12 protein-coding genes are annotated in these 12684 nt (G+C 65.6%); 2 read left to right on the top strand and 10 right to left on the bottom strand.

Annotated features, from left to right (window positions below):
- Positions 1 to 34: 34 nt before the first annotated feature.
- Complete coding sequence (locus tag MESOP_RS14415) at positions 35 to 511, bottom strand: Lrp/AsnC family transcriptional regulator (RefSeq protein ID WP_031250456.1); 477 nt, start codon at positions 509 to 511, stop codon at positions 35 to 37.
- A gap of 222 nt (positions 512 to 733) precedes the next feature.
- Here MESOP_RS14415 and MESOP_RS14410 point away from each other — a divergent pair, with 222 nt between their 5' ends.
- Positions 734 to 2059, top strand: coding sequence for an NAD(P)/FAD-dependent oxidoreductase (locus tag MESOP_RS14410; protein WP_013894045.1), 1326 nt, complete (start codon positions 734 to 736; stop codon positions 2057 to 2059).
- Positions 2060 to 2079: 20 nt separating this feature from the next.
- On the opposite strand, the gene MESOP_RS14405 is transcribed toward MESOP_RS14410, so the two are convergent.
- The 5 genes from MESOP_RS14405 to MESOP_RS14385 all read right to left on the bottom strand — a co-directional run bounded on the left by MESOP_RS14405 (position 2080) and on the right by MESOP_RS14385 (position 8830).
- Positions 2080 to 3471 (bottom strand): FAD/NAD(P)-dependent oxidoreductase, encoded by a 1392-nt coding sequence (locus tag MESOP_RS14405; protein WP_013894044.1) that lies wholly within the window; start codon positions 3469 to 3471, stop codon positions 2080 to 2082.
- A complete protein-coding gene (locus tag MESOP_RS14400; protein ID WP_013894043.1) occupies positions 3468 to 3770 on the bottom strand; it encodes a (2Fe-2S)-binding protein in 303 nt (100 codons plus the stop codon). The genes MESOP_RS14405 and MESOP_RS14400 overlap by 4 nt, the downstream gene beginning before the upstream one ends.
- Positions 3767 to 5752 carry a hydantoinase B/oxoprolinase family protein gene (locus MESOP_RS14395; RefSeq protein WP_013894042.1) on the bottom strand — a complete coding sequence of 662 codons (1986 nt, stop codon included), beginning with the start codon at positions 5750 to 5752 and terminating at the stop codon, positions 3767 to 3769. Before MESOP_RS14395 ends, MESOP_RS14400 begins: the two co-directional genes overlap by 4 nt.
- A 4-nt stretch (positions 5753 to 5756) precedes the next feature.
- Positions 5757 to 7835 (bottom strand): hydantoinase/oxoprolinase family protein, encoded by a 2079-nt coding sequence (locus MESOP_RS14390; protein ID WP_013894041.1) that lies wholly within the window; start codon positions 7833 to 7835, stop codon positions 5757 to 5759.
- 107 nt (positions 7836 to 7942) lie between these two features.
- Complete coding sequence (locus tag MESOP_RS14385) at positions 7943 to 8830, bottom strand: LysR family transcriptional regulator (RefSeq protein ID WP_013894040.1); 888 nt, start codon at positions 8828 to 8830, stop codon at positions 7943 to 7945.
- Between the two features lie 114 nt (positions 8831 to 8944).
- Between MESOP_RS14385 and MESOP_RS14380 the strand changes: the two genes are divergently transcribed.
- Positions 8945 to 10063, top strand: coding sequence for an NAD(P)/FAD-dependent oxidoreductase (locus MESOP_RS14380; RefSeq protein WP_013894039.1), 1119 nt, complete (start codon positions 8945 to 8947; stop codon positions 10061 to 10063).
- Between the two features lie 89 nt (positions 10064 to 10152).
- Here MESOP_RS14380 and MESOP_RS14375 read toward each other — a convergent pair whose 3' ends face one another.
- From MESOP_RS14375 to MESOP_RS14360, 4 genes are read right to left on the bottom strand one after another with little or no spacing between them, the layout of a single operon-like run.
- The gene (locus MESOP_RS14375; RefSeq protein ID WP_013894038.1) at positions 10153 to 10494 is read right to left on the bottom strand and encodes a hypothetical protein; all 342 of its coding nucleotides are present in this window, start codon (positions 10492 to 10494) and stop codon (positions 10153 to 10155) included.
- Positions 10491 to 11375 carry an NAD(P)-dependent oxidoreductase gene (locus MESOP_RS14370; RefSeq protein ID WP_013894037.1) on the bottom strand — a complete coding sequence of 295 codons (885 nt, stop codon included), beginning with the start codon at positions 11373 to 11375 and terminating at the stop codon, positions 10491 to 10493. The genes MESOP_RS14375 and MESOP_RS14370 overlap by 4 nt, the downstream gene beginning before the upstream one ends.
- Complete coding sequence (locus tag MESOP_RS14365) at positions 11372 to 11863, bottom strand: gluconokinase (protein WP_041164127.1); 492 nt, start codon at positions 11861 to 11863, stop codon at positions 11372 to 11374. Before MESOP_RS14365 ends, MESOP_RS14370 begins: the two co-directional genes overlap by 4 nt.
- A gap of 13 nt (positions 11864 to 11876) precedes the next feature.
- Positions 11877 to 12632: an SDR family oxidoreductase gene (locus MESOP_RS14360; protein ID WP_013894035.1), complete on the bottom strand. Its 756-nt coding sequence runs from the start codon at positions 12630 to 12632 to the stop codon at positions 11877 to 11879.
- Positions 12633 to 12684: the final 52 nt, after the last annotated feature.

The raw sequence follows: 12684 nt of genomic DNA, 5'->3' as shown, positions 1-12684 counted from the left end.
GCGACAAATGCAGCGCGCGCAAGGCCATCGCTGACTACCTCGGAAACAGGCTGGGCAGCGGCATGTGCGCCTTGATGATGGGCGACTTCAGCACCACGAAGCTGAAATACTTGTCGATGCCGATATCCATGTCGGTCAACCGCTCCATGATAGTTTGGTACTCGGCTATGCCGGCGGTCACGAATTTCATCAAATAGTCGTAGCCGCCCGACACGAGGTGGCACTCGATGACCTGGTCGATCTTCTCCACCACGGCGAGAAAGCGGGCAAAGTCCACCTGGCGATGGTTCTTCAAGGTGATTTCGGTGAACACGGTCAGCGTCTGGCCGAGCTTGCCGATATTGACCTGCGCGGAATAGCCTTCGATGTAGCCTTCCGACTGGAGCTTCTTGACCCGCATCAGGCATGGGCTTGGCGACAGATGCACCAGATCAGCCAGTTCCACATTCGTGATGCGGCCGTTCTTCTGCAACTCGTACAGAATCTTGATATCGATCCGATCCAGTTTCACGGTCGTCTCCGCAGAACGCAGGCCGTAGCACAAAATGCTGCCTTGCTCATTGGCATTGACACTACCACAGCCCGTAGGCCTGTCCATCCAAGCGGACAGCGCTTGAAACGCAGCGGCTCCCGATTTCGCCCAGGCTGCCGGAATAAAATTCTGCTTCAGCGTCAACTGCGGCACCGGCTGCCTGCACAACACGGTAGATTGGCGCGTCAAGGCAGAGAGACCATGCGCGCACCACTGCAGCAAATCGAGACATCCGGCGAACTGCCACGGACCGCGGACGCGGTGGTGATCGGCGGCGGCATCGTCGGCATCTTCGCGGCCTATTACCTGGCCAGGCGCGGCATGAAGGTCGCGCTTGTCGAAAAGGGACGCGTCGGCGCCGAGCAGTCCTCAAGGAACTGGGGGTGGTGCCGCCAGCAGAACCGTGACGCGCGCGAGTTGCCCATGGCGACGCGCAGCCTCGACCTGTGGCAGCGCTTTGCCCCAGAGACAGATGAAGACACCGGCTTTCGGCGGTGCGGCTTGCTCTATCTCAGCAATGACGATGCGGAACTGGCTGGCTGGGTGCGTTGGCGTGACTTCGCCAGGACGGCCGGCGTCACCACGCACATGCTCGACAGCGCCGAGGCCAGCGAGCGGGGCCGCGCCACGGGCCGGACCTGGAAGGGCGGCGTGTTCTCGCCGACCGACGGCACCGCGGATCCGTCGCGGGCCGCGCCCGCGGTTGCCCGGGCCATCCTCAAGCTCGGGGGCTCCGTGCACCAGAATTGCGCCGCGCGCGGTATCGAGACCGAAGGCGGACGACTGAGTGGTGTGGTCACCGAAAGCGGAACGATCCGCACCAAGGTGGCGGTGCTGGCCGGCGGCGCCTGGGCCTCTTCCTTTTGCCGGCAGTTCGGTTTCCGTTTTCCGCAGGCGTCGATCCGCTCCTCCATCCTCTCCGTCTCGCCAGGCGCCGAGGGTCTGCCTGATGCGCTGCATACGGCAGGGGTCTCGGTCACGCGTCGCGGCGACGGCGGTTACACGCTCGCCATAAGTGGACGCGGCCGTGTGGACGTGACGCCGCAGCAGTTGCGCTTCTCCTCCCAGTTCCTGGCCATGTTCCTGAAGCGGTGGCGCAGCCTCGCGCCGGGCGGCCTGCAAGGCATGCGCTCGGGCCACGAAACGCTCCGACACTGGCGGCTCGATCAGCCGACGCCGATGGAGCGGATGCGCATCCTCGATCCGGTTCCGGACCAGGCGACCATCCGCCTGGCCCACGCCCGGGCGCTCGAACTGCTGCCGGCACTGCGCCAGACCAGGATCAGCGCAAGCTGGGCCGGCTACATCGACAGCACGCCCGACGGCGTGCCTGCCATCGGCGAGATCAACACTGTTCCGGGTTTCTTCCTGGCTGCCGGGTTCTCGGGGCATGGCTTCGGCATCGGACCCGGCGCCGGGCATCTCGTCGCCGATCTGATGACTGGTTCCAAACCGATCGTCGATCCGCAATCCTACGATCCCAGGCGCTTCGACGCTTCAGCCTGGGGGAAAGTTGCCGACTTCTAAGGCACGATACATTGCGACATCTAGACATGGTCTCCGCGACGCCATGAGCCGTCCTGCAGAAAGGCACCGACAGGCGCCGGGCGGACAGGCGCCTGCCCGCGAAACCGGCCGACAGCGCCAGGCGTGCAGCCGGTCTGCGCCGCGATGAGTTCGACGGCGGCCAACTGACAATAGCGCCCCTGGCATCGTCCCATGCCGACGCGCGACAGCGCTTTGACCCTGTTGGCTTCGCTGCCGCCGAAATCGGAGCTCTGGCGCACGGCCGCGGCGGTCACGTTTTCACAGCGGCAGACGACCGCGTCGTCCGGGAGTGCCCGCGCCATCGCCGCCGGCCAGGGAAAGGCGCGAACCAGGCCACGGGCAAAGCGTTCGAGCCGCGCGAGCTTGCGCAGATCGGCACCGAGGGAAGGCGCCGGCAATCCGAGATCGGCAAGGCACGCCGCCGCGGCAAGGCGTCCCGCGATCTCCGCGCCATCTGCTCCCAGAAGACGAACTCCATCGCCCGCAAGATAGACTCCGCCGCCGGCGCGGCCCATCCGGTCGGTCTTTGGCAGCCATTGCCGCCACTGCTCGTCATAAATGAAGGCGCATCCCGCCAAGTCTGCGAGATGCGTCTCCGCCCGCAAATGCCAGCCCATGCCTATCGTGTCGCATGACGTGAGGTGTTGCCTTCCGCCGGCGTCGCGCCAGCACATCGCTGAGACCCCCTTTCCGTCGGCGACGATCCGTTCGAGCTTCACGCCCGCATGGTAGCGGCCGCCGAGCCTCGCCCGCAGGGCCAGACCGCGCAGCGCGACCAACGGCCGGGCGGCAAGGTCCCAGAGCCCCCGCATCTGCTGGCGCCAGGGGGAGGTGTCGAGCACCGCCGCCACATCCGCTCCAGCCTTGATGAGCTGAGTGCCGACCAGCGTCAGCAAAGGCCCCGATCCGACGAGCACGATGCGCCGCCCGAGCGCGACGCCCTGCGCCTTCAGCGCGATCTGCGCCGCGCCAAGGCTGTAGACGCCGGCGCTCTGCCAGCCGGGGACCGGAGCGACACGATCGGATGCGCCGGTGGCAAGGATCAGACGATCATAGCTGACTAGCTGCACGCCGCCCTCCCCCAGCATCTGCAGCCGACCTTCATGCACTGCTATGACCGAGCTGTCCGCGCAATGGGTAAGCCGCCCGTCTGCCACCAACCGATCGAAGAGCGCATGCAGCGCGCGCGCCTTCGCCGCCTCCGACCCATAGAGCTGCTCGGGCGTGCGGACGAACCCATCAGGTGGCCGGCGATAGATCTGGCCGCCGGCGCGATTGCCTTCGTCGATCACCACCGGATGAAGTCCCGCCTCGACCAGCGTCGCGGCCGCCCTTATGCCGGCCGGACCGGCGCCCACGATCACGATCCGCGGCGACGAGGTCTCGCTCACGGCCAGCTCTCCGGTGGCGTCGTGCGCAACCGCATGCCTTGACTGACAAGTGACGAGCACGCCCGCATGCGCGGTCCCTCGTCCTGCCATACCCAGCAATCCTGGCAGGCTCCCATCAGGCAGAAGCCGGCACGCGGCTCGGGTCCGAACTCGGATTTTCGCAATGCATGTCCTGATGCAAGCATGGCGGTCAGCACGGTGTCACCCGCAAGGGCGCCGCGCATCTCACCGTCGAGAAAGAAATGCACCACTGCGCGGTCGCGCTCGGCCAGCCGGACGATGCGGCCGGCGGTGATCATTCCGCTGCCTCTCGCACGGTGCGAGGACTGGGCAGTTCGGGGAACCGTTCGCAGACCGCATCGAACGCAGCCTGGACGCCTTCCTGTCCCGAGCGCCCTTTCATGCGACGGAATATCTCCGTCTTGGCGAAAAACCGCCAGTGGATCGGCAAGTCCCGCAGTATGGCGGTCAGCAGGTCATAGGCCGCGGGCGTCCACTGCGCTTCGTAGCCATCGCGCTCCGGACCGAAATGAAAATGGCCGACGGCTGGTCCCTGCCGCGCACGCAGTCTTTCCGTCGCCTGCACGTCGACCTCGCCGTCACGGATGACGACCCCATAGTCGCGCTCGGCAGCCGTTCGCGTGACATAGCCACGCCGCACATCCTGCGCGACGCGCCAGGGCTCGCGCTCACGCGGATCGCCGCGCCCGCCGCCTCCGGCGGAGCGGATATCGAGCACGTCACCAGGCTGCAGCACCGCAGTGTCGATGTTGCCCAGCCGCCGCTCGTGCTCGGTCCCTGGGTTGACGATCATGTCCGATAGGCCGGCTGCCTTGCCGCCCAGCACGCCCCACGGACGAAAGAAGCTGCGGTCGCGGTTGCGCGCCGTGATCCTGGAGTCGGGGGCGAAGACACGGAAAGCCATCTCGGTCGCCAGGCCGCCGCGCCAGCGCCCTGCACCGCCACTGTCCCTCGCGAGCCCGTATTTCACGAATTCGACCGGGGTCTCGGTCTCGGTGATCTCGATCGGCGTGTTCTTGAGATAGGCGGCATCCGCGCCCGATCCATTGGTCCCGTCGCGATGCGGCATCGCGCCGCCGCCGCCCACTACGGGATTCACCGCCGTGATGACAGTCTTGCTGGTCCGCTCGTCCGTCGTCATGACATTGACGATGCAGTTGTTGCCGGCAGGTGCTGCGGGCAGGCGCTCCGGCACCGCTTGCGAGAAGGCGCCGAAGATGACCGACCGCAGCCGGGCGCAGGTGAGCGAGCGCATGCCCACAGCAGCGGGATGGACCGGATTGAGCACCGAACCTTCGGGCGTGATGCAGGTAAACGGCCTGGTGAGGCCCGTATTGAGCAGTATCTTCGGGTTGAGCGTGTAAAGCACGTAATAGACGCCCACCAGCAGCATGGTGTGTCGCGGGTCGCCGCCTGAAGGCACGTTGAGCGAGGAGCCGAGCTGCGGATCGGAGCCGGTGAAGTCGAGCACCGCCTCGTCGCCTTTGATCGTCAGCGTCAGCTTCAGCCTGCAAGGATTGGCTTCGACCGAATCCTCGTCGGCATAATCGGCGAACTGCCATGTGCCGTCCGGCATGGCGCGCAGCACGTCGCGCGCCTGCGCCTCCGCATGGTCGAGAAGCGCGGAAACGCCCTCGATGAAGCCGGCCTTGCCGAACTTCTTCACCATCGCCTGGATCTTGCGCTCGCCGGTGTTGAGCGCGCCGACCAGCGCCTTGATGTCGCCGATGTTGAGGTCGGGCTTGCGCACATTGGTGCTCATGATCCGCAGGATCGTCTCATCGAAGACGCCTTCGTTCACCAGCTTCATGGGTGGAAAGCGGATACCTTCCTGATGGATTTCGGTCAGCGCCCTGCTGAGCGAAGCCGGCACCGCGCCGCCCATGTCGGTGTTGTGGATATGCCCTCCGGTCCAGGCGACGATCTCGCCGTCGACGAAGACCGGCTTCCACAGATGCGTGTCGGGCGCGTGCGTGGCGACGTGGCCGGAATAGGGATCGTTGGTGAACGCAACGTCCCCCGGCCGGTAGTCGTCGACCATCGCGATCGCGCGGTGATATGAAAGCCCCGGATACCAGGTGGCCCCAAGTTCCATCGGCACGGCGAAGGTCGCGCCTGAACGGTCCATCAGCATCACTGTAAAATCCTGCGTCTCCTTGACGAAGGCGGAGTGCGCGGTGCGGTGCAGCGTATGGGCCATGTTCTCGGCGGCCGCGCGGGCGTGGTTGGCCAGAACCTGAAGGTTCGTGCGGTCAAACATGGCTTTACTCCGGGAACGTCAGCAAAAGGTTGAGGTGACGGTCGACCCTTGCCTGCGCTCCCGCGGGAATGGCAAAAGTGGTGTCTTCCTGCACGACCACGGCAGGACCGTGGAATTTGCTGCCGGCTACGAGGGCCTGCCGCTCGTAGAGGTCGACGGTCTCGACGTTCAGGCCCGTATAGACCGGGAGCCGGCGCGCCGGGATGGCCGCAACTTCCACTTCTTCGGCCTCCGGGAGGGAGAGTTTCGGCCCCGCGCCTATGGCGGACAGCCGGACATTCACAAGTTCTATCTCGCCGTCCGGGTCGTGGAAATCGTAGAGCTGTTCATGGGTGAGGTGGAAGCCCTGTGCGATGGCGACCGCATTCCCGTCCGTCAGCCATTGCGGCTGAAGGACGACCTCGATCTCATAACTTTGTCCGACATAGCGCATGTCGCAGGAGAGGTTGAGCTCCGCCTCCCCGTCATGACCTTGCGCCGCAAGCCAGTCGCGCCCCTCACGCGCCAGAGCCTCGAAGGCCTCGCCAATTCCGGCAAGCGACATGTCCGACAGCGGGCTGAAGATGGTGCGAATGAAGTCTCCGCGCAGATCAGCAACCAGCCCGCCCAGCGCCGACACCACGCCGGGCCGGCGGGGCGCCATGACGCGTTTCATCCCGAGTTCGCGGGCAAGGAAGGCGCCGAGCATCGGGCCGCCGCCGCCGAACGGCATCAGCGTGAAATCGCGCAAGTCGACGCCGGCGCGCGAGGCAAGCTTCTCGACCTCGACGAACATCTCCGACACGGCAATGTCGAGGATCGCCTGCGCCGTCTGCTCGATCGGGCGGCCGAGCCGGGCGGCAAGCTCGCCGACCGCGCGATGCGCCAGTCCGGTATCGATGCGGAGCTGGCCATAGGCCATCTCGCTGTGACCGAGCCATCCGCACACCACCATGGCGTCGGTCACCGTCGCCCGCTCGCCGCCGCGGCCGTAGCATGCCGGTCCCGGAGTCGAACCGGCCGACTCAGGCCCAACCCGCAGCACCCCTTGCGCGTCGACGCTGGCGATCGAGCCGCCGCCAACGCCGATCGAGCTCACCGATACCGAGGGGATATGGAGCGGAAACTCGCCGATCAGTTCGCCGGTGCCGAACTGCGCCTCGCCACCGATGATGAGCGCGAAGTCGGCCGAGGTCCCGCCGATGTCGAGGGTAAGAACCTGGTCTTCGCCGGCCTGACGCGCCAGCCATGAGGCACCGATGACGCCGGAGGCCGTTCCCGACAAAAGCATGTTCACGCAGGCGCGCTTGCCTTCGGCGGCGTTCATCAGCCCGCCGTTCGACTTCGTCAGCATCGGGCGGGCCGGCACGCTGCGGTCCTTCAGCCGCTCTTCCAGCGCCGTCAAATAGCCCGAGACGCGCGGATGGACATAACCATTGAGAATGGCGGTCGAGCCGCGCTCGTATTCGCGGATGACCGGCCACACCTCGGCCGAAGAGAAGACGAAGAGGTCGGGAGCGTGACGCGCGATCGTCGCCTTGACGGCAGCCTCCTGCGCGGCGTTGCGCCAGGAATGGAGGAAGGAGACGATGATCCCCTGCGCCCCATCCGCTTTCGCCGCGGCCACCGCGCTGGCCACCACCGCCATGTCCGGTGCCTGGGATTCACTTCCGTCGGCGCGCATGCGGGCCGGAATGCCGAACACCATGTCGCGCGAGATCAGCGGGTCCGGCCGCGAGCAAAACAGCGAATACATGTCCGGCATTCGCAATCGCGCCAGTTCGATGACGTCCTCGAAGCCGGCATTGGTGAACAGCGCCAGCGGTGCGCCCTTGCGCTGGATGATGGTGTTGATGCCGACCGTTGTCCCATGCACGAAGCGCGTCATGCGTTTGGGATCAAAGCCTTCGCGTTCGGCCAGAAGGGTGAGGCCCGTCATCAGTTCGGCGCCCGGATCTTCTGGCGTCGTCAGAACTTTCAGCGAGGCCACGCGCCCAGAATTTGCTTCCAGCGCGCAGAAATCGATGAATGTGCCGCCGATATCGACGCCGACCTTCCAGTCGGCTTCGTTCCGCGCCTCGTCCGCCGCGATGGCACCATCCATGATGCGTCCCTTCCTGTCTGCCAACCAAAGCTGACACGACAGGATGGCCAGGGTCCAAGACGTATGATGAGCAAGGATATAAGCCTTGCTTATGCTTTCGAGCGACGCTAACCCAGCACGGCGGCACAGGCCGCGCGGATCTGGTCGCGCATCAGCTCATCGGCCCGCGAAAGTGCCCGTGTGCGAGACGTGAGCAGCGCAATCGGAAATTCCGGCCCATTTGCGAGCAGCCTGACCGCAAGCCCGGCAAACTGATGCCAAGGCAGCAGCGCGTCGACCAGGGCGATGCCCAGACCGGCCTGGACAAAACCGACCGCGGAGATGGATACGTCGATCTCGAGCGACGGCGAAAGCGTCACACCTTGCGCGCGTGCAGCGTGGGCCAGTTCGTCGGCAGGACGGGTGTTGCCCCGATACGATATCAATTCCTCGCCTGCGAGATCGGCGAGTGTCAGCTCGGTTTTCCCGGCCAACACATGCCCGGTCGGCAGCAGGCAAGCAAAACCGACGCTGCCGATCACTTCCGCCTCAATATCCGGAGGGAGCCGGTCGTCCATGGCCACGCCGAGGCTGGCGTCGCCCGCTCGCAGCATGTCGACGATGGCGGCGATCGGCGCGCTATGAGCGCGCAACATTATGTTGGGATGCTGGGCCCGGAATTTGGTGAACGCGCGCGGCAAGATCGCCATGGCCGGCGGCGGTGAGGCGGCGACCCGCACCAGCCCTGCCCGGCCCAGACGCAGATCGGTGGTTTTGCGGCGCAAGCCTTCAAGCCCCGCCGACAACCTCTCGGCATCAGGGAAGATCTCGAGCGCCTCCGGGGTCGGCCGCAGCCGGCCCTTAACCCGCTCGAACAGCGTGAAGCCGAGTTCGTCTTCGGTGTGGAGCAGGATCTGGCTCAAAGCGGGCTGGGAGATGTTCAGCATCCGCGCCGCGGCGGTCACGGTGCCCGCGCGCATGACGGCGATGAACACTTCGAGCTGCCGGGCCCGCATTGCCACTCCATAGGTAAAGCTTATGGGTCCTGTCCAAACCCATCTTTGACGCAATGCCACGGCGCGGACAAGATCAGTCAAAGGATAGAGTGCTGTTTTGCAAGAGGCCGCGCCATGGATGTGATCGTGCTGGGCGGCGGACTGATGGGAACGGCTTCTGCCTATTTCCTGGCCCGGCGCGGCGCGCGCGTTACCTTGATCGAGCGCAATCGGATCGGCACAGGAGCAACGGTTGCCTCCTTCGGCAACATTCGGCGCACGGGGCGTGATCTGTCCCAGCTTCCGCTGGCCCATCGCTCGCTCAGGCTGTGGGGCGAGGCCGAAAAAATGCTTGGCCGCGACGTGGAATTCCGCGCTACCGGTCATATCCGGCTGATCTTCGATGAAGATAGCCTCGCCGACATGCGGGCCTATGCCGAGGCGGCGCGGCCCTGGGGGCTGGACCTCGAGGAGCTCGGCCCACCCGAGATCCGTGCCCGCTTTCCCGGTCTCGGTCCCGAGGCGATCGCGGCGTCGTTCTCGCCGCAGGACGGCAGCGGCAATCCGAGGCTGATCGCACCGGCATTCGCCGAGGCCGCCCGCAAACTGGGCGCGGAAATCGCCGAGGCGACTGAGGTCGAGACGATCCGGCACACAGGCTCCAGCTTCCTTGTAGCCAGTTCAAAAGGTGCATTCGCCGCCGAGTGTCTGCTCAACACCGCTGGTGCTTGGGGCGCGCGCATCGCCGCGCAGTTCGGCGAAGCGGTTCCGCTCGACGCCCGTGGCCCGCAGATGGGCGTGACCGAGCCGCTGCCGCATCGTATCTTGCCGGTGGTCGGCATCTGGACGCGCAACAAGGACCATGGCGCCTATCTGCGTCAGGTCGAGCGAGGCAACATCGTCTTCGGCGGAGCGGCCGAAAGGGTGGCAGTTAACCTGGATCCTGGCCATGCAAACGCGGATCCCATACGCCTGCCGACGCAGTTGCGCGCCGTCGCACGGTTGCTGCCGGGAATCGCGCGGGTCGCGGTCATCCGCACGTGGTCCGGCTGCGAGGGTTATGTCAGAGACATGCTGCCGATCATGGGACGCTCGGCGACGACGCCACGCCTGTTCCACGCCTTCGGCTTCAGCGGACATGGCTTCCAGCTCGGTCCGGGCGTGGGCGATGCCATGGCCGAGCTCATCATGACCGACCGTTGCGAAACACCGCTCGACGATTTCAGGGTCGATCGCTTCGCCCGCACAGCCTGAAGAAAGCAACCGGTGACATCCGCGCAGCCGCTGCCGCCTCGATAGCAATACGGGTGTTTTCCGGGTCGAAAATTCCCCATGATAGGGGGCTAATCTCCGGCTAGCGGAAACTCGTTGGCGATGGTGACGTGGTGGTGGATGCGGCCCTCGAAATATCTGCCCAGCACCGCCTCGGTCGCGGCGCGGGATTCGGCGCGGACGGGGCTGGCAAGGGCCGCGTCGACGGCCGCCATGTCGGGGTAATTGATGGCCAGGATCATTGGAAATTCCGGCGCGCCGTCGTCGCGCTTCTCGGCAAAGCTGACGCGCACGTGTAGCGCACCGGGGAAGGCCTTCCATTTCGGCAGGACAGTCTCGATCACGTCCCGGCGGAACGCCTCCGTCTGGCCATCCTTCACCTTGCCTTCAAACAGTGCGTAGCGCGTGATCATTTGCCGTCCTCGTCCTTGCGATGGAAAAATTCCATCAATGCGGCCTGATCCTCGCCGCCCAGTCCGGCGGCTGTCAGCAGCCTGTGCACCTCGGCGCAGACGGCCGTCAGCGGCATCGCCGTGTGTGTCCGCCGCGCCAGATCCTGCGCGGCATTGAGGTCCTTCACCATATTGTCGATGCGGCCGGTGCGGCGGTAATCGCGGGTGGCGAAGCGCGGCAGGTATTCCTGCAGGATGGCGCTGTCGGCGCGGCCGCCCCTCAGCGCCTGCGGGATCTTCAGCACGTCGACGCCGGCATCCAGCGCCAGCCGCGTCGCCTCCGCCACCGCCATGAAGTTCAGCGCGCACAGCACCTGGTTGATCAGCTTGGTCGTCTGGCCGGCGCCCGCCGGACCCATATGGGTGTAGTTGGCCGCAACATCGCGCAGCACATTGTGGGCATCCTCGACGTCATCCTCTTCGCCGCCGGCCATCAGTGTCAACTCGCCGGTCAGCGCCTTCGGCGCACCGCCCGAGAGCGGGCTGTCGACCCAGCGAAAACCCTTCTCGCATGCGTCCGCGGCGAGCTGGCGCGTCGCATCGGGCTCGATGGACGACATGTCGATGATCAGCGTGCCAGGCTTGGCTCCAGTCGCCACGCCGCCGTCGCCGAACACCGCGCGGCGCACGATCGCCGCCGAATTGAGGCTGAGGATGACATAGTCGGACGCGCCAGCGGCCTCGGCCGCACTTGTCATGGGGGTCGCGCCTCTGGCGACCAGCGCCTGGACCTTGACCTTGTCGAGATCGAACACGGCGAGGCGATTGCCGGTGGCAAGCAGGCGCTCACCGATCGCCCCGCCCATGGCACCGGCGCCGATCAGTGCGACTTTGTTGGTCATGACGGCCACTCCTCGAATTTCGTTGTTATCTCCGCGACAATCTCCTTGAGCGGCGCGTCGATCGCCACCCTGATCGCGTTCTCGTCCTTGCCTGGTATCTCCAGTGTCGCGAACTGGCTGTCGAGCAAGCTGGTCGGCATGAAGTGGCCGGTGCGTTCCCGCATTCGACGGGAAATCAGTTCGCGCGAACCGTCGAGATAGATGAACAGCACCGGCGCGCCGGCCCGTTCGGTGATGAAATCGCGATAGGCGCGCTTCAACGCCGAGCAGCCGACGATGACGGGCATTGTGCCTGGCCTCAGGGTTTCGCCGACCTTTGCCAACCACGGCCACCGGTCGCTGTCGGCAAGCGGAATGCCGGCGCTCATCTTGGCGATGTTGGCCTCCGGATGCAGCTGGTCACCATCCAGATAGGTCGCCGAGATCGCGCGGGCGAGTGCCTCGCCGATCGTTGTCTTGCCCGACCCCGCAACGCCCATGATGACCATGCGGCGGGGCTGATCAGATCGACGCTGTGATGCCGCCATCGACATAGAGGACATGTCCGTTGACAAAGGATGACGCGTCGGAGGCGAGGAAGACACAGGCCCCGACCAGCTCCTCGACCTTGCCCCAGCGACCGGCCGGCGTGCGCTTTTCAAGCCATGCGCTGAATGCCGGATCGGCGACCAGTGCGGCATTCAGCGGCGTGTCGAAATAGCCGGGCGCGATGGCGTTGCATTGCAGGCCGAACCTGGCCCAGTCGGTCGCCATGCCCTTGGTCAAATTACCGACCGCGCCTTTGGTCGCCGTGTAGGGCGCGATGCCGGGGCGGGCAAGCGCCGTCTGGACGCTGGCGATGTTGATGATCTTGCCGCGCCCACGACGGATCATGTGCCGGGCGACGGCCTGGCCGACATGGAAGACGCTGGCGACATTGGTCTGCAGCAGGCGTTCGAACGCGTCGGCAGGAAAGTCCTCGAGCGGCGTGCGGAATTGCATGCCGGCATTGTTCACCAATATGTCGATCGGCCCGCCTGACAGCTCGAAACTGTCGATCGCGGAGCGGACCGCGTCATGGTCGGTGGCGTCGAAGGCGAGTGTCTCCGCCCCTTTTATCCGCGCCGCAGCCTCGGCGAGCTTTGCCCCGTCGCGGCCATTGAGGACCACTTTGGCGCCGGCTTGGCGCAGCCCTTTGGCCAACGCAAAGCCGATGCCCTGGGAGGAGCCGGTAACGAGCGCCGCGCGCCCGGTGAGATCGAACAGTGTGGACGACATTTTCCCGATTGCCTCTCGTCGTTGAATGTTGTTATGTTATCGATAACATTGT

The organism is Mesorhizobium opportunistum WSM2075, from assembly GCF_000176035.2.
Classification (GTDB): domain Bacteria; phylum Pseudomonadota; class Alphaproteobacteria; order Rhizobiales; family Rhizobiaceae; genus Mesorhizobium; species Mesorhizobium opportunistum.
This window is presented reverse-complemented; position numbering and strand designations above follow the sequence as displayed.